The sequence below is a fragment of the Frankia sp. BMG5.60 genome (assembly GCF_059428125.1).
This window is the reverse complement of sequence record NZ_CM182091.1, coordinates 2,395,141-2,413,758: the sequence shown is the minus strand read 5'-3', so window position 1 is coordinate 2,413,758 and position 18,618 is coordinate 2,395,141. Positions and strand designations below refer to the sequence as shown.

Below are 18,618 nucleotides of genomic sequence, written 5' to 3'. Positions count from 1 at the left end.
CGTGCCGGCGGTGGGCGTGTTGCGGCAGTCAACCATCGACGCAGCGTCACGGCCGGGAGGATCAGGCCGGGTGCCGCCGCGTCGGCGTCAGCCCGCCGCCGGCTCGTCCAGCGCCGCCAGCAGCCGCGGGCCGACCGTGGTGATCGTCCCGGCGCCCAGGGTGAGCAGCAGGATGCCGCCGGCCGGGGCGGTGGGGACGGGGCCGTCCAGCGCGTCACGGACGTCGGCGGCGAGCCGGTCGACCAGCTCCGGCCAGGGCACGTAGCCGACCGCCGCGGGTCCGGCCAGCCGCTCGACCAGATCCGTCGGGTGCCGGCCGAGGTCGTCGGTCTCCCGGGCGGCGTAGATGTCGGTGACGTAGACCCGGTCGGCGTCGGCGAAGGCGGTGGCGAAGCCGTCGAGCAGCGCGGCGAACCGGCTGTAGGTGTGCGGCTGGAGCACCGCCCACACCGCCCGCCCGTGGGCCCGGGAGCGGGCCGCGGCGAGCGTCAGGCGGATCTCGGTCGGATGGTGCGCGTAGTCATCGATGATCTCCAGGCTCCAACCGCCTACCGGAGCGGCGACGGCGGCCGCCGGCCGGGGCTGCGATCGCGGAGCGGGCGCGCCGGCCTGGGCCGGTGTGGCAGTGGACCGGTCGGGGCCGGGCGCGGGGGCCAGCGCGGTCGCCGCCGCCGGTACGACTGCGGCCGGGGGTGCGGCCCGCGGGAGGGCGGAGTCGGGCGTCGTGGCCCCGGCTGCTGTGCTGGCGGCCGCCGTTGGCGTCGTGGCCGATGGCGTCGTGGCGGGCGGCGTCGTAGCGGGCGGCGTCGTGGCGAGCGGCGTCGTGGCGAGCGGCGTCGTAGCGGGCGGCGTCGTGGGGGGCGGCGTCGTGGCGGGCGGTGTCGGGGCGGCCGGGATGGCGACGGGATCGGGCGTGCCGGCGCGCCAGAAGCCGACGAACTCGAAGCGGCGGGCCGCGCCGGTGTAGGTCGCGAGTGTCGCGAGGGTCTGCGCCGTCGCGACGCCCAGCTCGGTGGCGACCGCGAGGACCGCCAGTGCGTTGAGGACCGAGTGGCGGCCGGGGACCGCCAGCGTCAGGGTGCCGATCTCCTGGCCGGCGTGCAGGATGACGGCGCGGGCCGTGTCGTCCCCGGCCGCGGTGGCGACATCCACGGCGCGCCACCGGCGATCGGGGCCGAAGCCGTAGTCGAGCACGGGCGCGGACGCGGGCGGCGCCTGCCGGCGCAGCTCGGCGAGCACGGCGGCCACCCCCGGATCGTCCCCGCAGACCACCAGCCGGCCGCTCGGGCGCACCCGCCGGGCGAACGCGGTGAAGGCAGCCCGGACCGACGCCTCGTCCGGGAAGATGTCCGGATGCTCCCATTCGACGTTGGTGATCACGGCGATGGCGGGTTCGAGGCCGGCGAACGCACCGCCGTACTCGTCGGATTCCAGTACGAACACGTCGCCGGAGCCGGCGAGGGCGTTGCCGCCGAGCTGGGAGACCTCCGCGCCGATGACGGCGGTGGGGTCGAGCCCGGCCGCGCGCAGCACCAGGGTCAACATCGCCGAGGTGGTCGACTTTCCGTGCGAGCCCGCCACGGCGACCAGCCGGTAACCTGCGGTCAGCTCCGGTAGCCACTCGGACCGGCGGCGGACCGGCAGGCCCAGCGACCGGGCGGTGACGATCTCGGGGTGATCGTCGGCGAGGGCGCTGGAGGCGACCACGACATCCACGCCGGCGAGTTCGGCGGCGATCGCCTCCGCCGCCGGCGCGGGTCCGACGCGGACGGGCACCCCGCGGGCACGCAGGGTCGCCACGCGGGGGGAGTCCTCGGCGTCGCTGCCGCTGACCCCCCCGCCGCCGGCGAGGTGGATCTGGGCCAGCGGCGACAGGCCGGCGCCGCCGATGCCGAGGAAATGGACGTGCTGGGTGCGCTGACGGGTCACGCAGGCAGTACACCATCACGTCCCCGCCCCACCGCGCTCCCCCTTGATCGCGCCCCCCCGAACCATCCAGGCGCCCCCGCGCATCGCCGAGGGGAGTGCTGCCGTTCCAGGAAGATCGCCGAAGATGATCTGACGGAAGTCGGCTGTCATCCCGAGGGCAGGGGACCCCGCGAATCGCCGAAGGCGGGGCTGCTGTTCCAGGAAGATCGCCGAAGGTGATCTAACGGAAGTCGGCTGTCATCCCGAGGGCAGGGGTCCCCGCGAATCGCCGAAGGCGGGGCTGCTGTTCCAGGAAGATCGCCGAAGGTGATCTAACGGAAGTCGGCTGTCATCCCGAGGGCAGGGGTCCCCACGAATCGCCGAAGGCGATTCGTGGGGGAGGCTGTGACGAAGCGGACGTGCCAGGAAGGGACGTGACGCGCCGACAGCTTCCTTGACCACCGACGTAGCCGTGCCTACTGTCCGATTCACAGTCGGAAGTTGACATAACTGGAACCGTCTAGCTGACGGTGAAGGTTGAGACTCTGACTGTTTCCCCCGCTCGCCGCGTGAATCCGCCATCCCGCGGCGCCGCAGGGGCGGGGTAACCCCCCGTCCGACCACCGACGCCGCTGGAGGACCGACACCGCATGGCTGCCCCACAGAACTATCTCGCGGTCATCAAGGTCGTCGGGATCGGTGGTGGTGGCGTCAACGCCGTCAACCGGATGATCGAAGTCGGTCTCAAGGGCGTCGAGTTCATCGCCATCAACACCGATGCCCAGGCCTTGCTCATGAGCGACGCCGACGTGAAGCTCGACGTCGGCCGCGAGCTGACCCGGGGCCTCGGCGCCGGGGCCGATCCCGAGGTGGGTCGGCAGGCCGCCGAGGACCACCGCGAGGAGATCGAGGAGGTCCTCAAGGGGGCCGACATGGTCTTCGTCACCGCCGGAGAGGGCGGCGGCACCGGCACGGGTGGCGCCCCCGTCGTGGCGAACGTGGCCCGTTCGCTCGGCGCGCTCACCATCGGTGTCGTGACCCGGCCGTTCACCTTCGAGGGCAGGCGCCGCGCGACCCAGGCGGACACGGGCATCGACACTCTGCGCAACGAGGTCGACACGCTCATCGTCATCCCGAACGACCGCCTGCTGGCGATGACCGACCGCGACATCAGCGTGCTGGACGCCTTCCGCAGCGCCGACCAGGTGCTGCTCTCCGGTGTCCAGGGCATCACCGACCTGATCACCACTCCCGGCCTGATCAACCTCGACTTCGCCGACGTGAAGACGGTCATGTCGCACGCCGGCAGCGCGTTGATGGGTATCGGCCGGGCCCGCGGCGACGACCGGGCCACGGTGGCCGCCGAACAGGCCATCGCCTCCCCGCTGCTGGAGGCGAGCATGGACGGCGCCCAGGGCGTCCTGCTCAACATCTCCGGCGGCTCGGACCTCGGTCTGTTCGAGATCAACGCGGCCGCGGAGCTCGTCGCGGACGCGGCCCATCCCGAGGCGAACATCATCTTTGGTGCGGTGATCGACGACGCCCTCGGTGACGAGGTGCGGGTGACGGTCATCGCCGCCGGGTTCGACACGGTGCAGGACCGGCGGATCAGACCGTCCCACGTGCAGCAGCCGCGGCGGCCCCCCGGCCAGGGTGGGGCCGCCGGTGGCGGCACCGGGAGCGTGGCCCCGGCTCCGGCTCCGGCGTCCTCGCCGGCGACGACGATCCTGCCGCCGCTGCCGACGATCCCGAGCGCGTCGGCCCGCGCGGCGCAGGCCGCGCCGCCGCCCCCGCCGCCCCCTCCGCCGCCGCCCACCCCCGCGCCGGTCCAGTCGGCCCCGCCGCCGCCGAGCTACCTGCAGACGGCGCCGTCGCCGATCGCCCAGTCGAACGTCGGGCACTACCACCCCGAGCCGCTGCCGGGGGCGCCAGCCGCCCACGAGCGCGTCTCTCCCGGGGAGTCGACCGTGATCCCGACGGTGGAGTCGCGCATCGCTCCGCCCGGGCGGGAATCGGTGGAGCCGGCCGCCGACCCCGGCTATGCCCAGCCGCACCGGGTCGATCCGCCGCGGGCGACGGGGCCGCGGCCGACCTACCCGCCGCCGCGCCGCCCCGTCCGGCCGGTGGTCGACGACGACGAGCTGGACGTGCCGGACTTCCTCAAATAGCCCGCGCCGGGCAGACTTCCGGCCATGCCGGTTCTCGTCACCTCCCGCGCGGGCGGGGTCAGTGCCCCGCCGTTCGGCGGGCTCAACCTTGGTGATCATGTCGGCGACGCCGAGGATGCCGTCGCCGCCAACCGGCGCCGGCTGGCCGAGCGGCTACAGATGCCGGTGCAGTACATGCGCCAGGTGCACGGCACGCGGGTCGTCGTCGCGCGCGAGCCGGCTCCGCCGCCGGAGGCGGACGCCCTCGTGACCGATGTGCCGGGCCTCGCGCTGGCGGTGATGGTCGCCGACTGCGCGCCGGTGCTGTTCGAGTCCCCGACGGCGGTGGGGGTCGCACACGCCGGTCGGGTCGGCATGGCCGACGGTGTGATCGACGCGACGCTGGCGGCGTTCGATCGACTCGGCGTCCCGGCGGATCGGCTCACGGTCACCGTCGGCCCGTGCGTCTGCGCGGGCTGCTACGAGGTGCCCGCGGAGCTGCGTCGGGAGGTCGAGCGGCGGGTGCCGGGCAGCGCGGCGGCGACGCGGCGGGGGACCGCCGCGATCGATCTGCGGGCCGGCATCCACCATCAGCTCACCGCGGCGGGTGTGACCGACATCGCCGTCGCCGCCCGCTGCACCGCGGAGGACCCGGAGCTCTACTCCTACCGCCGGGACGGCCGTACCGGTCGGTTCGCCGGGGTGGCGTGGCTCGGGCCGGGCGCGTGATCGGGCGTCCGGACCCGTCCGCCGGGGCCGATCCGGCCGCGGGGATCGATCCACCGGCCGGGGCCGATCCACCGGCCGGGGCCGATCCGGCCGCGGCGGCGGGCGTCGACCCGGTGCGCCGGGCGGAGCTGGCCCGCCGGCTGAACGTGATCGAGGAACGGATCGCCGCCGCGGCCCGCACGGCCGGCCGCGATCCGGCCGGGTTAACTCTCATCGCGGTGAGTAAGACCTATCCGGCCGAGGATGTCGTGATGCTGCACACACTCGGGGTGCGCCAGTTCGCCGAGAACCGCGAGCAGGAGGCTGGCCCGAAGGTGACTATGGTCACGCGTCAGCTCGAGCAGTCGCGCGGCGATCCGGCGGCCGGCGGCGGAGGCGGGCCCGCCGGGGCGGGTGTGGCGCCGGCCGGAGCGTCGGGCGGGATGCCGGGCGGACCGGACCTCACCTGGCACTTCGTCGGCCAACTCCAGCGCAACAAGGCCCGATCCGTCCTGCGTTGGGCGGACTGGGTTCAGTCGGTGGACCGATCGAGCCTGGTCGGCGTCCTGTCTCGGCTCGCGGTCGAACGGGGCCGCCCGCTGTCGATCTGCCTGCAGGTCTCGTTGTGTCTGCGGAGTGATTCCGAGGGGCGGGTGGGGTCCGTGGTCGCCGATTCGGGCCGGGGTGGCATCGATCCGGCGGAGCTCCCGGCGCTGGCTGATCTTGTCGACGAGGCGCCCGGGCTGACACTGCGCGGCGTCATGGCGGTTGCTCCCCGTGGCGAACCGGCACGTCCCGCATTTGAGCGGCTGCGTGCCGTCGCCGAACGGCTGGTCGTGGACCACCCTCAGGCCACCGTCATCAGCGCCGGCATGTCGGGCGATCTTGAGGCCGCTGTGGCCGAGGGCGCGACACACCTTCGGATCGGGACCGCTTTGTTCGGTGAACGGCCTGGTGTCCCTTAGAGTCGCGCCCATGGGGCTCGGGCGCAGGGCGATGGTCTACCTCGGTCTGGCCGAGGAGGACGAGGACTATCTCGACGACGACTACGACGACGACGGTCGTGCGGTCGGTCATGACGATCGGCGTGCCATGCACGAACCGGTCCCGATGGACCGCACGGTCCGTCGGATCGACGCACGGGAGGAGCCGGTCGCCATGCCGCGACGTCCACCGGTCGAACCACTGCGCCCCGCCGGACCTGTGCCGATGCGGCGGGTGATGCCCGTCGAGGAGGCACACCCCTACCGGATCACGACGCTTCAGCCACGTAGCTACAATGAGGCGCGGCAGATCGGCGAGGAGTTCAGGGACGGCACCCCCGTTATCATGAACCTCACCGATATGGACGATGTCGACGCCAAGCGGCTGGTCGACTTCGCCGCCGGGCTGATCTTCGGGTTGCGTGGCGACATCGAGAAGGTGACCAACAAGGTCTTCCTGCTCTCGCCGCACAACGTCGAGGTCACCGAGACGGACAAGCGACGCATCCGTGAGGGTGGGTTCTACAACCAGTCATGACGGGGAACACGGACCACTGACGCGTCCCCCGGTCCCCAAGGTTCCCAGGAGAGAGCACCATCAGCACACTAGGCGACTTGATCTCATGGGTGCTGCTGGTCTACTTCCTGTTCCTGATAGCGCGGTGGATCACCGACCTCGTTCTCGTCCTCGGTCGATCGTTCCGTCCGACCGGCCCACTGTTGTTGATCTTCGAATCCGTGTACACGGTGACTGACCCCCCGTTGCGGTTCATCCGGCGTATTCTGCCCCCGTTGAGGGTGGGTAGCGTATCGCTTGACCTCGGGTATCTGGTGCTCTTCTTGGTGATCTTGGTGCTGCGAAGCTATGCCCAGAGGCTGTGACGGGGTTGTGTGCACACCGCGAACGCGGGCGCGGCAGACTGCCCGCAGACCGCCCTCTCTTCGGGGAGCGGCGATGCCGCACGAGGAGGCGACGTGGCTCTGACACCACAGGACGTACAGAACAAGGTCTTCAGTCCGACGAGGTTCCGCACCGGCTACAACGAGGATGAGGTCGACACCTTCCTCGACGAGGTCGAGGCGGAGCTGACCCGGCTGCTCGACGAGAACAGCGATCTGCGCCGGCAGCTCGACGAGGCCCGCCGCTCCGGCGGCGGCGGCCCTGGGGTCCCCGCGCAGATCCTCGAGGAGAACCAGGGACTGCGTCGCCAGGTCGAGGAGACCCGCCGCCAGCTCGCCCAGGTCCAGGCGCAGGCCGCCCAGGCCGCCCGAGAACGCGCACAGCAGCAACAGCAGCAGGTGCCCCCGCCCGGTGCCCCGCAGGGTGGCGCGCCGACCACGGTGATCCCCGCCGTCGGCTCGGGTGGCGGCGGCGTGCCGGCCCGCACCGGCTCCGGCCAGGCCTCGGAGGCGGAGATCGAGCAGCGGGTCGCCCGCACGCTCGTGCTGGCCCAGCGCACCGCTGACGAGGCGCTGCGCGAGGCGCGCGCCGAGTCCGAGCGGGCTCGCCGCGAGGCCCGCACCGACGCCGACCGCATCATCGGTGAGGCCCGCGCCCACGTCGCCGAGCAGCTCGGCGGCCTGGAGGACGACAAGCGCCGCCTGGAGGGCCAGGTCGAGCAGTTGCGGGCATTCGAGCGCGAGTACCGCACCCGGCTGCGCGCCTACCTGGAGATGCAGTTGCGGGACCTGGACGGCATGCCGACCCAGCCGCCGGCGGTCGGCGCGGGCAACCCCCCTCGCCCCGGCCTGAACCCCGGCGGCCCGACGCCGCCCCCGGCGGTGGGAATGGGCCCGAACGGCGGCCAGCAGAGCCCCGGCCACCAGCCGACGTTCCCGCCCGGTCCGCCCATGCCCGCCGGCGCCATCGCCCGGGACAACGGCCACGGCGGGCGCCCGGATCTGGATCCCAACCGGCGCGACGCGCCCGGCATGCAGGAGTTCTGATCCGTCGCGTCGCCGCCCCCCGCCCCGTCGAGATCGTCCCTGCCATGGCCGCGTCGTCCGTGACCACGCCGCGTGCGGCCTGGCCTGTCAGTCCGGTGTCGGCGAGCACCGCCGTGGCCGCCGCGGTGCCGCCAGACCCGCCGGCCCGCCCCGCCAGCGCCGAGAGCGGCCCGGCCTTCGGCCGAGGTGACGCCCGGCGCCCTGGCCCGCCGCGGGCATGCCCTCCTCGTCAGGACGCCTCATGCTGACACTCTGCGGCGCACTACTCGCACTCTGTGCGGTGCTGGCGATCGTCGGCATCATCGCCGGCAGCGGCTTCGTCTACGCCTCCCTGATCCTTACGCTCATCGCCGCGGCGCTGCTCCCGCTCGGCGCGCTGCGCCGAACGCCTTCCTGAGCGCCGCGGCGCCCGCCGGCGCCGGGGACCGACGCCGGCGGCCCGCCTGTGTCCGACCGGCCGAGTGCCCGGCTGGCCGCGTGCCTGATCGGCTGCGTGCCTAGACGGCCGCGGGGGTGTGGCGCGCCAGGCTGAACTCCAGACCCAGCTCCACCGCCGAACGCAGACCCGCCTCACCACCCGTGACCTCGGTGAAGGAGACCGCGAGCACCTCCTCGGCCACGGTGGCGCGGTGGGCGCGCAGGGCGAGCACGGTGTCCTCGCGGGTCGCCGACCAGCGCACGTCCACCCGGTCGGTGATCTCCAGGCCGGCGGCCTTGCGCGCGTCCTGCAGCACCCGCACCACGTCGCGGGCGAGCCCGGCCCGGGCCAGCTCCGGGGTGATCTCCAGGTCGAGTGCGACCGACAGGCCGGACTCGGCGGTGACGGCCCAGCCCTGCCGCGGCGTCTCCGTGATGATCAGTTCGTCGCCGGACAACTCGACGGGTTCACCGTCGACGGTGACGGTCAGCCGGCCGTCCACCGGCGTCCCGGCGGCGGCGATGGCGGCCGCGACCGCCTTGGTGTTCTTGCCGAAACGCCGGCCCAGGGCGCGGAAGTTCGGCTTCACGGTGATGTCCACGACGTCCGAGGTCGCCGCCTCGACGACGCTGACGTTGAGCTCCTCGGCGATCTGAGCGCGCAGCTCGGCGGACAGCTCACCGAAGGCGGCGGCGCCGACGACGGCCCGGGGCAGCGGCTGGCGGGTGCGCACCCCGCTGCCGGCCCGCGCGGCGCGGCCGAGTTCGACGACGCGGCGCACGAGATCCATCTGCGTGGACAGCCGCGGGGAATGCAGGCCGGCCGGCAGCTCGGGCCAGGCGGCCAGGTGCACCGAGTCGGGTGCCTTCGGGGACGCGTCGGCGAACAGCCGGGCCCACAGCCAGTCGGTCAGGAACGGCGTGAACGGGGCCATCACCCGGGTCAGCGCGTCCAGGCAGGTGTACAGGGTGGCCAGGGCGTCCGGGTCGCCGGCCCAGAACCGCCGGCGGGACCGGCGGACGTACCAGTTGGACAGGTCGTCGATGAACCGGGCGATCCGCCGCCCGGCGCGCAGCGAGTCGAAGCCGGCGAGCGCCTCGTCCACCTCGTCCACCGTGGCCGCGAGTTCGGACAGCGCCCAGCGGTCCAGCACGTGCCGCTCGGCCGGCGCCGCCGCGGCCGGGCCCCCGCCGGGGTGCCAACCGGCCGCGCCCGCGTACAGCGCGAAGAAGGAGGCGGTGTTCCAGTAGGTCAGCAGGACCTTGCGGACGATGTCCTCGATCGCCTCGTGGCCGACCCGGCGGTCCGCCCACGGGGATCCGCCGGCGAGCATCAGCCAGCGGACCGCGTCCGCGCCGTGCCGCTCGAACAGCTCGAACGGATCGAGGACGTTGCCCACGTGCTTGCTCATCTTGCGGCCCTCGGCGTCGAGCAGCAGCCCGAGGCAGAGCACCGTCTCGTAGGAGGAGCGGTCGAACACCAGGGTCCCGATCGCCATCAGGGTGTAGAACCAGCCCCGGGTCTGGTCGATCGCCTCGCAGATGTACTGCGCCGGGTACTGCCGGGCGAACTCCTCGGCGCCCTGGTGCGGCGCGCCCCACTGGGCGAACGGCATCGCGCCGCTGTCGTACCAGACGTCGATCACCTCGGGCACCCGGTGCGCGGTCGCGCCGCAGGTCGGGCAGGCGATGGTGACCTCGTCGACGAACGGCCGGTGCGGGTCGAGAGCAGCGAGATCGCGCCCGGCGAGCTCGGCCAGCTCCGCGATCGAACCGACGCAGACCAGGTGCTCCGGGTCGTCGTCGCAGCGCCAGATCGGCAGCGGCGTGCCCCAGTAGCGGTTGCGGGACAGCGCCCAGTCGACGTTACCGCGCAGCCACTCGCCGTAGCGGCCGTTCTTGATCCGCTCCGGGTGCCAGTCCGTCGCCGCGTTCTGGGCCAGGAGCTGGTCGCGGATCGCCGTGGTGCGGATGTACCAGGACGGCAACGGGTAGTAGATCAGCGGGGTGTGGCAGCGCCAGCAGTGCGGGTAGCTGTGGGTGTAGGTCTGGGCCCGCCACAGCCGGCCCCGCTCGCGCAGGTCGGCGGTCAGCGGGGCGTCGGCGTCCTTGAAGAACATCCCGCCGACCAGCGGGGTGTCGGGGAGGAAGCGGCCGTCGGTGCCGATCGGGTTGACCACCGGCAGCCCGGCGGCGCGGCAGACCGCCAGGTCCTCCGCGCCGAACGCCGGCGACTGGTGGACCAGGCCGGTGCCGTCGGTGGTGGTGACGTAGTCGGCGAGCACGACCGAGTGCGGGGTGCCGGTGCCGGCGGCGAACCGCTCGGCGGCCAGCAGCTCGAACGGCCGGACGTAGCGGGCGCCGGCGAGCGCCGTGCCGCGGAAGCGCTCGACGATCTCGGCGTCCTCGCCGACGGCGGCGGCGACCAGCGGCTCGGCGACGATGAACAGCTCCCCGCCGGCGGCGCGGACCAGGGCGTAGTCGACGTCCGGGTGGACGGCGACGGCGGTGTTCGACACCAGCGTCCACGGCGTCGTCGTCCAGACCAGCAGGTGCGCGCCGCGCCCGGCGAGCCCGAGGTCGTCGGCGACCAGGGGGAAACGGACGTAGACCGAGGGGTCGTCCACGTCGGCGTAGCCCTGGGAGACCTCGTGGTCGCTCAGCGGCGTCTCGTCGCGCGGGCAGTACGGGGTGACGCGGAAGTCCTCGACGAGCAGACCCTTGTCGAAGATCTGCTTCAGCGACCACCACACGCTCTCGATGTAGTTGGTGTCCATCGTGCGGTAGGCGCCGTCGAGGTCGACCCAGTAGCCCATCCGCTCCGTCATCGCGGAGAAGTCGGCGACGTGGCGCAGCACCGACTCGCGACAGCGGGCGTTGAACTCGGCGATGCCGTAGGCCTCGATGTCGTTCTTGCTGGTGAAGCCGAGCTCCTTCTCCACCGCGAGCTCGACGGGCAGCCCGTGGCAGTCCCAGCCGGCGCGGCGGGGGACGTGGAAGCCCTTCATCGTCCGGTAGCGGGGGAACAGGTCCTTGAAGACCCGAGCCTCGACGTGGTGGGCGCCCGGCTTGCCGTTCGCGGTCGGCGGCCCCTCGTAGAAGACCCACAGCGGGCGGTCCGCCGTGGACTCCAGCGAGCGGTGGAAGACCTTCGCGTCGCGCCAGCGGGCGAGCGTCTCGCGTTCGAAGGCGGGTAGGTCCACCTGCCCGGGCAGCGGGGCGAAGGTGGGGGTACGCGGGGCGGTGGTCATCGTGGCGGACCCGGTCTTCCTCGGTTGTGGCTGGCGTCGGACCAACGGAGGGACGACGCCTCACCGGCCGCGCGTGGCGACGGCCGGCGGGCCTGCCCGCCGCCGCGTCCCGCCCGGGACCGGGGGTACCGCGGTACCACCCTCCTTGCGCGCCCCGCTCGACCGATCCGCCGGGGGCGGATCGGGCCGTGGGACGGCCTCTCGTCAAAGCTCGCGGCGGCCGGGTCTACTGGGGGCTCCGCCGGCTCGCGCCCACGGGGTCCCGTTCTGCCGGCGGCTCGGGGGTGATCTTCGCGACGTGCTGGCCACCGGGCTTCCACCAACCCCGGCTCGCTCGGGCTGCGCCCGCCGCTACTCGTCCCCGTCGACGCTGTGCCGCTGCCAGAGAAGTCTAGTCGACCGCTCGGCCGCTCGGTCGGTGCCCGGCGGGATCCGTCGGAGCGCCCCGTGCGGGCTGGCCCGTAGAGTGGAACGGGTGGGGGCGGAGACGACCATCGGGAGCAGTGTGTCCGAAGATCCCGCCGACCGTGGGTCGGCCGCCACGGGCGGTGGCACGGGGGGCGCCGCGGGTACAGCCCGGCGTCCGGTGGCCACGCTGGCGGCGGCGGCCGCGGTGATCCTGTTGCTCGACATCGTGACCAAGCACATCGCGGTGGCCACGCTGTCCGACCGCGGTCCGGTCGACATCATTCCCGGCGTCCTCGACCTGCGGCTCACCCGCAACTCCGGGGCCGCGTTCAGCCTCGCGGGAGGGGCGACGGTCGTGCTCAGCCTCGTCGCCCTGGCCGTGATCTCGGTGGTGGTCTTCACCGCTCGCCGGCTGCGGTCGGTGGGCTGGGCGGTCGTGCTCGGCGCCCTGCTCGGCGGCGCGCTGGGCAACCTGACCGACCGGATCTTCCGCGCCCCCGGCCCGCTGCGCGGCCACGTCGTCGACTTCGTCTACCTGCACCACTGGCCGATCTTCAACGCCGCCGACTCGGCGATCGTCTGCGGCGGCATCCTCGCCGTCGTGCTGTCGCTGCGGGGCATCGGACTCGACGGCACCCGCTACGGCGATCCCGACCCGGGCCAGATCGTCGCCGGTGTCCAGCCGGTCGTCGGCGCCGACGGGGGCGCGGTCATGGGCGTCGCCCGTGGCGCGGCCGTCGCGGCTGACGGCGCGGGCGCTGCCGGCATCGACGACCGCGGCGGCGCGGCGGTCGTCGGGGATGGCGGCGCGCTGCGGGCCGACCCGCCCGCCGACGCCGCCGGCCGAGGCGGCACCGGGCCAGGCGGGCAGTGACCCGCGCCGGGGGAGACGTGAGCGCCGAGGAAGACCTGGGCGCCGGGGGAGACCTGCGTTCGCTGCCGGTCCCGGAGGGGCTCGACGGCATCCGCCTGGATGCCGCGATCGCGCGGATGTTCGGGCTGTCGCGGACCGCGGCCGCCACCCTCATCGACGACGGCCAGGCCAGCCTCGACGGCCGGATCCGCAGCCGGTCCGACCGGGTCAGCGGCGGCGCCTGGCTGGAGGTGCGGCTGCCCGCGCCGCCGCGTCCGGTCACCGTGGAGCCCACCCCGGTGGCGGGTCTCGGCATCCTGTACGACGACGACGACATCGTGGTGGTCGACAAGCCGCCCGGCGTGGCCGCCCATCCGGCCCCCGGTTTCACCGGGCCGACCGTGATCGGGGCGCTGGCCGCGGCCGGTTACCGCATCTCCACCTCGGGCGCCGCGGAGCGGCAGGGGGTCGTGCACCGCCTCGACGTCGGCACCTCCGGGGCCATGGTCGTCGCCAAGAGCGAGCGTGCCTACACGCTGTTGAAGCGGGCCTTCCGCGAGCGCCAGGTGGACAAGCGTTATCGCGCCGTCGTGCAGGGCCATCCCGACCCGCTCAGCGGCACCGTCGACGCGCCGACCGACCGCCATCCGCGCCGGCCGGGCCTGTTCGCCGTCGTCGCGGACGGCAAGCCCAGCGTGACCCACTACGACCTGGTGGAGGCGTTCCGCTCGGCGTCGCTGCTGTCGATACGCCTGGAGACCGGCCGGACCCACCAGATCCGGGTGCACATGTCGGCCCTGCGCCATCCCTGCGTCGGCGACCTCGCCTACGGCGCCGATCCCACCCTCGCCGAGCGCCTCGGCCTGACCCGGCAATGGCTGCACGCGGCCCGCCTGTCGTTCGACCATCCCGGTCACGGCGGCCCCGTCGAGTTCACCAGCCCGGACCCGGCCGACCTGGCGGAGGCGGTGGAACGGCTGCGGGAGCAGGCATGACCGAACCGGTGGCGATCGACAAGCCGTCTCCGCCGACCTCCGACGTCCCGCCGACCTCTGACGTCCCGCCGACCTCTGACGTCCCGCCCGTCGAGGCCGAGCCGATCGCCGTGCCGGTCTCAGGAATCCTGGCCTCAGGGGGGCCGCCCACGGCGGCCCGCCACGTGACCGTCGAGGCCCGGCCGGTGGTGGCCCGGCCCGCCGTGAACCCGCTCGACCGGCTCGACGACGCCGCGCTGCCGGCCGTGTTCCGCATCCTCGACACCGCCCGGTCCCGCCTCGCCGGCACCGCCGATCGCGAGGCCTACCGGGCCCGCCGACTGGCCGAACGGGCCCGGCGCGGGCGGGTGGGCCGGGACGGGCCGGCCGAGGCCGGGGCCGAGGGCTCGCCGGCCCTGCTCGACGTGGTCGGTGTCGCGCCCGGCGGCGTGGTGGACCGGGGGGCGCGGGTGCTCGTCCTCGGGCTCGTCGCGCTGATCGTGGTGAGCGCGGCGGCGGCGATGCTGCAGAGCGTCGACCGGGACCGGCCGTCCAACGCGACGGCGCCCGCCGACGCCCCGGCCGGTTCCCCGCCGGCGGAGCAGCCCCTGACGCCGACGGTCACGATCGGCCCAGGTGCGCACGACTCGGTCGCCGAGTACCTCGAGGCGAGCCGGCAGAACCTCGTGTCCCTGACCGCCGCCGCCCCCGCCGCGGACCTCTACGCCGTCGCGAGCCTCGCCGCCCCGGTCACCCCCGACGAGATGCTCGGGGTTCTCGGCGCGTACCGGGCCGTGCTGGTGTTCTTCACCGCCGGTACCGGCGGGGAGGTCGAGCAGGCGACCGTGCGCGACCCGGTCGCCGACGTCCACGCCGCCTTCGCCTCGGCGGCGACCCAGGCGCAGACGCGGGCCGCGGCCGAGGCGGGAGCCGGCGAGGCCGGCGCGGAGGATCGGGACCGCCGGGCCGCGGCGCAGCTACGGGCCGGGTGTGCGTGCCTGTTCGCCGCCGTGGTCCGGGCGCCGGCCGGACGGTTGTCGCAGCTCGCGGCCGATCCCCGGGTCCGGGTCGTCGATCCCGCGCCGCCCGGAGCCGGGCCGCCCAGCGTGAGATTCCTCCCACTGTCGCCGGATCGCCGCTGACCTGGGGCGCGCCGTCCCTCATCATCTGGCCGGGTCGCTGCCATCCGGCGGCCGAGGCGCGGGGCCTGCCGGCCGCCGCCGTCGTCGACCCCCGTACCGGTCGCGGCGGCCACAGGGGAGGATGAGGCACAACGCCCTCGTCAGCGCGGGTTGTCGGGCTCGTAGACGCCGATCGCGGCATCGTGGGCAAGCACCTCGGACGACACAGTGACGACGGCGACTGCAGTGACGACGGCGACAGCGACGATGACGACTACAGCGACGATCACCACGACAGCGACGATCACGACTACAGGACGATAAGGAGTTCAGGGGTGAAGTTGGCGAAAGGCACCCGGGAGGTTTTCGACGCGGAGAGCCTGGTGGAGGAGTACCTGGGTCCCCGCAAGCGCGGGCTGCGTTACGCCTACCCCTACTACGACGGACTGGTCACCAACGACGACCCGGATCTGCTGTGCACGGGCGACCTGCTGGCGCCCAGCCTGCTCGGCGTGCACGTCGACGTCGACCGGATGCACACCCTGACCGCGCTCACCCCGTTGTTGCAACGGGCGCTGGACAAGCTGCCGCCCGGCATCGAGCTGATCGAGGCCGACGAGGTGACCCTCGACCTGGTGGCCGCCCTCTACGACCCGCTCGACGACCCCGACGTCTCCGATCGGGACGTCAAGGGTTCGCTGATCGCCAAGGTGCTGCACCGCAAGCGGCCCGCGCTCGTCCCCCTGTTCGACTCCAAGGTTCGGATCTTCTACCAGCACGAGGACTGCGTCCCGCCGTCTCCGCGCGACGGTCGAAGCTGGCGGCAGTACATGGGGTTGCTCGTCCGGGCCATGCAGTACGACCTTCGGGAGAACGCCGAGGAGTTCCGCCGGCTCGCCGCACTGGTGCCGTCGAGCGGCCCGCCGGTCACCCCGCTGCGCATGCTTGACGTCGTGGTGTGGATGAGCAGCGCAGTGTGACTCGTCCCCGACGACGGCCCGGGGCCATCGCCCGCAGCCGGCTGCGAGAATGGGTGACGTGCTGAGCTACGCCGTCCGCGGGCTCACCCGACGACACGGGGTGGGCGGGCACTCCGTCCTCGCCAACGACCGGATCGATCTCGACGTCCGGCAGGGCGAGGTGTTCGGGGTGCTCGGCCCGAACGGCGCCGGGAAGACCACGCTGGTCCGCCAACTGATGGGGCTGCTGCGCCCCGACGCCGGCACGATCACGATGTTCGGCCGCGACGTCCGCGCCGCCCCGGACCTGCCCGCCCGGCTGGCCGGCTATCTCGGTCAGGACGATCTCGCGCTGGCGGAGCTGCCCGTCGCCACCGCGGTGGCGACCACCGCGCGGATGCGCGGCGTTCCCCGCGCGGCCGTGCGGGAGGTGCGGGACGACATCCTCGACGAGCTCGGCCTCACCGCGGTGGCGGACCGGCCGCTGGCCCGCCTGTCCGGCGGGCAGCGGCGGCTGGCCTGCGTGGCCACGGCGCTGGTCGGCGACCGCCCGGTCCTCGTCCTCGACGAGCCGACCACCGGGCTCGACCCGGTCGCCCGCCGCGCGGTGTGGGGGGCGTTGCAGCGCCGCCGTGACGCGGCCGGCACCACCGTCGTGCTGATCACGCACAACGTGCTGGAGGCGGAGTCGGTGCTCGACCGGGTCGCCGTCCTGGAGTCCGGGCGGGTGATCGCCTGCGACACCCCCGGCCAGCTCAAGGCGTCGGTGTCCGGCGACGTCCGGCTCGACCTCGCCTGGCGCCACGAACCTCCCGCCGACGACCCCACCGTCGCCATGCTGGCCGGCCTCGCGACGACCAACGGCCGGCGCTGGACGGTCCGCCTGGACCCGGCGACCGCCCGCGAGGCCCTCGGCCGGCTAACCACCGGCGCGGCCCTCGCCGCGCTGGACGATTTCAGCCTCGCCACCCCATCCCTGGAGGACGTCTACCTCACCCTCGGCGGGGCGTCCCGAGACCTGGAGCGGACATGACTGTGCACGTGCGTCGTCCGGGCCAGCAGGTGTGGCCCCGATGACCATCGTCCCGGACGCGCGCGACGCGCCGGTGATTCTCGCGGCACTGCAGCCGGAACCGTCCCTGGAACCGTCGCCGGAGCCGTCCCTCGAGCCGTCGTCGGGGCCGTCGACGGTGCCGCTGCCGTTGCCGATCCCGATGCCGGCGCGGCTCGGGCCGCCGAAAATGCCGTTGGCCACGCGGTTCGGCACGGCGTTCGGCGCGGTCTACCGCGGGCAGCTCGCCCGGTCGAAGGTCGGCCGCATCCCGCTGCTGTTCGTGGCGTCGTTCCAGTCGATCGGGATTCTGGTCCTGCTGCGCGGCATCCTCGACGTCGACAACACCACCGCCGCCGGCCAGGTCGTCGCGGGCTCCACCGTGCTGGTGGTCGCGTTCGTCGCGCTGAACCTGCTCGCCCAGCGCTTCGGTGCCCTGCGGGCGGCCGGCGCGCTCGACTACTACCTGACCCTGCCGATTCCGCCGGCGGCGGTCGTGCTGGGCACGGCCGCCTCCTACGCGACGTTCGCCGCGCCCGGCACGGTCATCACGGCCGTGCTCGGCGCCCTGCTCTACAACCTGCCGATCACCGGGCTGTGGCTGCTCCTGCCCGTCGTCGTGCTCTCCGGGGTGTGTCTGGCGGGCCTGGGGGCCGTGGTCGGCCTGCTCGCCCCGCGCCCGGAGCTGGCGACCATCGCCGGCCAGCTCGGGATGAGCATCGTGCTGTTCCTCGGGGTCATCCCGGCCGACCGGCTGCCCGAGATCGGCCGGATCGCGCGGGACGTGCTGCCCAGCAGCTACGCCGTGGACGCCCTCGCGGCCGCCTTCCAACCCGGCGTGGACTGGTCGAAGGTGGTCCTCGACCTCGCCGTCTGCGCCGCAGTGGGAATCGCGGCGCTGGCCGTCGCGGCGGTGACACTGCGCCGCGTCGGAACCTCCTGATCAGAGCGGAACCGTCCAGGATCGCGTCGCCGCGGGACCACTGTCGCACCCAGTGCGGTCGGGGCGGCCGCCCAGCACGATAGTGTCAACCGTCCGCGGCGGCTGGCCGGCGACGCCGCCCAGGGTGATGCGGACGAGGAGACGGACACCTCTTGGCGGGACGGGCGACGTGGCGGAGCGTTCAGCGGAGTTTTGGGGGGTCCCGACGGACAGCCCGGGAGCCGAGCCGTCTCCGACCTCCCCACTGCCGGCCCGCGCGCGGCGGCCACTGCCGCTCGGCGTCCGTCCGGACCTGATCGCCGGCCTGATCTGCGCGGCGGCGATGGCGGTCGCCGGGTTCCCCCTCGGCCTGCTGTGGGCCGCCGCCGCGCCGCACCTCGACGTCACCGGCGCGCTGCACGGCAACGAGTCGGCGTTCGCGGTCCAGAGCGACATCGACGCCCGCTTCGCGCTGATCTGCGCGGTCGCCGGGCTCGTCGGTGGCCTGGTGGCGTTCTGGCGGGCCCGGGACGCGGGCTTTGCGGTGCCACTCGGGCTTGCCGCGGGGGGTCTTGGCGGCGCGCTGATCGCCGGCTGGATCGGCCACCTTCGCCGCTCTTCGGACCTGCTGCACAGCCTGCCGACCAACGCCTCGCCGGTGCTGGTGGACCTGGTCGACCTGCGGGTCCGCGCGCATGGGCTCTACCTGGTGATGCCGGTGGTCGCCCTGGGTGTCTTCGCGATCGGCCTGTGGGCGACCTCCCGGCCACGCCCCCGCCGGGGCCCGCGCGGCGGCGGCGAGCGTCCCCCCACCCCCACCCCCACCCCCGTCCCCGGTCGTGGCGGCGCCGCGTCCGGACCCGCGGGCGGCAAGGAGGGCTCGGACGGCCCGCAGAGCCCGGCGGACAGCACGGGCCTGCCGGCCCCGAGCGGACCCGACGCCCCACAGACCTCCGGCTGATCCCTGCC

17 protein-coding genes are annotated in these 18,618 nt (G+C 73.9%); 14 read left to right on the top strand and 3 right to left on the bottom strand.

What is annotated here, in order from left to right:
- Positions 1 to 87: 87 nt before the first annotated feature.
- Positions 88 to 1,929, bottom strand: a complete 1,842-nt coding sequence (locus AC5R91_RS09690; RefSeq protein WP_495396811.1) for a UDP-N-acetylmuramate--L-alanine ligase — start codon at positions 1,927 to 1,929, stop codon at positions 88 to 90.
- A 629-nt stretch (positions 1,930 to 2,558) separates the two neighbouring features.
- Here AC5R91_RS09690 and ftsZ point away from each other — a divergent pair.
- The 7 genes from ftsZ (at position 2,559) to AC5R91_RS09655 (ending at position 8,090) form a co-directional block, all read left to right on the top strand.
- Positions 2,559 to 4,076, top strand: coding sequence for a cell division protein FtsZ (gene ftsZ, locus AC5R91_RS09685; protein ID WP_495396810.1), 1,518 nt, complete (start codon positions 2,559 to 2,561; stop codon positions 4,074 to 4,076).
- Between the two features lie 24 nt (positions 4,077 to 4,100).
- On the top strand, positions 4,101 to 4,784 hold the full coding sequence (gene pgeF / locus AC5R91_RS09680; RefSeq protein ID WP_495396809.1) for a peptidoglycan editing factor PgeF: 684 nt from the start codon (positions 4,101 to 4,103) through the stop codon (positions 4,782 to 4,784).
- On the top strand, positions 4,781 to 5,728 hold the full coding sequence (locus AC5R91_RS09675; RefSeq protein WP_495396808.1) for a YggS family pyridoxal phosphate enzyme: 948 nt from the start codon (positions 4,781 to 4,783) through the stop codon (positions 5,726 to 5,728). Before pgeF ends, AC5R91_RS09675 begins: the two co-directional genes overlap by 4 nt.
- Positions 5,729 to 5,738: 10 nt before the next feature.
- Positions 5,739 to 6,284: a cell division protein SepF gene (locus tag AC5R91_RS09670; protein WP_495397929.1), complete on the top strand. Its 546-nt coding sequence runs from the start codon at positions 5,739 to 5,741 to the stop codon at positions 6,282 to 6,284.
- 59 nt (positions 6,285 to 6,343) lie between these two features.
- Positions 6,344 to 6,628 (top strand): YggT family protein, encoded by a 285-nt coding sequence (locus tag AC5R91_RS09665; RefSeq protein ID WP_495397928.1) that lies wholly within the window; start codon positions 6,344 to 6,346, stop codon positions 6,626 to 6,628.
- A 93-nt stretch (positions 6,629 to 6,721) separates the two neighbouring features.
- Positions 6,722 to 7,693, top strand: coding sequence for a DivIVA domain-containing protein (locus tag AC5R91_RS09660; RefSeq protein ID WP_495396807.1), 972 nt, complete (start codon positions 6,722 to 6,724; stop codon positions 7,691 to 7,693).
- Positions 7,694 to 7,934: 241 nt separating this feature from the next.
- Complete coding sequence (locus tag AC5R91_RS09655) at positions 7,935 to 8,090, top strand: hypothetical protein (protein ID WP_495396806.1); 156 nt, start codon at positions 7,935 to 7,937, stop codon at positions 8,088 to 8,090.
- Positions 8,091 to 8,190: 100 nt separating this feature from the next.
- Here the strand turns inward: AC5R91_RS09655 and ileS are convergent, their stop codons facing one another.
- Positions 8,191 to 11,361: an isoleucine--tRNA ligase gene (gene ileS, locus AC5R91_RS09650; protein ID WP_495396805.1), complete on the bottom strand. Its 3,171-nt coding sequence runs from the start codon at positions 11,359 to 11,361 to the stop codon at positions 8,191 to 8,193.
- Positions 11,362 to 11,866: 505 nt separating this feature from the next.
- Here ileS and AC5R91_RS09645 point away from each other — a divergent pair.
- The 3 genes from AC5R91_RS09645 to AC5R91_RS09635 are packed head-to-tail and all read left to right on the top strand — an operon-like array spanning position 11,867 to position 14,738.
- On the top strand, positions 11,867 to 12,643 hold the full coding sequence (locus AC5R91_RS09645) for a signal peptidase II (RefSeq protein ID WP_495396804.1): 777 nt from the start codon (positions 11,867 to 11,869) through the stop codon (positions 12,641 to 12,643).
- 17 nt (positions 12,644 to 12,660) lie between these two features.
- Entirely contained in the window at positions 12,661 to 13,617 is a 957-nt protein-coding gene (locus AC5R91_RS09640; RefSeq protein ID WP_495396803.1) for an RluA family pseudouridine synthase, read from the top strand.
- Positions 13,614 to 14,738: a hypothetical protein gene (locus tag AC5R91_RS09635; protein ID WP_495396802.1), complete on the top strand. Its 1,125-nt coding sequence runs from the start codon at positions 13,614 to 13,616 to the stop codon at positions 14,736 to 14,738. The genes AC5R91_RS09640 and AC5R91_RS09635 overlap by 4 nt, the downstream gene beginning before the upstream one ends.
- A 140-nt stretch (positions 14,739 to 14,878) precedes the next feature.
- Here AC5R91_RS09635 and AC5R91_RS09630 read toward each other — a convergent pair whose 3' ends face one another.
- Positions 14,879 to 15,025, bottom strand: a complete 147-nt coding sequence (locus AC5R91_RS09630; protein WP_495396801.1) for a hypothetical protein — start codon at positions 15,023 to 15,025, stop codon at positions 14,879 to 14,881.
- A gap of 27 nt (positions 15,026 to 15,052) precedes the next feature.
- Between AC5R91_RS09630 and AC5R91_RS09625 the strand changes: the two genes are divergently transcribed.
- The 4 genes from AC5R91_RS09625 to AC5R91_RS09610 all read left to right on the top strand — a co-directional run bounded on the left by AC5R91_RS09625 (position 15,053) and on the right by AC5R91_RS09610 (position 18,610).
- Positions 15,053 to 15,697, top strand: a complete 645-nt coding sequence (locus AC5R91_RS09625) for a DUF6308 family protein (protein ID WP_044883686.1) — start codon at positions 15,053 to 15,055, stop codon at positions 15,695 to 15,697.
- A gap of 49 nt (positions 15,698 to 15,746) precedes the next feature.
- Positions 15,747 to 16,709, top strand: a complete 963-nt coding sequence (locus tag AC5R91_RS09620) for an ABC transporter ATP-binding protein (protein WP_495396800.1) — start codon at positions 15,747 to 15,749, stop codon at positions 16,707 to 16,709.
- 40 nt (positions 16,710 to 16,749) lie between these two features.
- Positions 16,750 to 17,670, top strand: coding sequence for an ABC transporter permease (locus AC5R91_RS09615; protein WP_495396799.1), 921 nt, complete (start codon positions 16,750 to 16,752; stop codon positions 17,668 to 17,670).
- A 169-nt stretch (positions 17,671 to 17,839) separates the two neighbouring features.
- On the top strand, positions 17,840 to 18,610 hold the full coding sequence (locus AC5R91_RS09610) for a hypothetical protein (protein ID WP_495396798.1): 771 nt from the start codon (positions 17,840 to 17,842) through the stop codon (positions 18,608 to 18,610).
- Positions 18,611 to 18,618 lie beyond the last annotated feature (8 nt).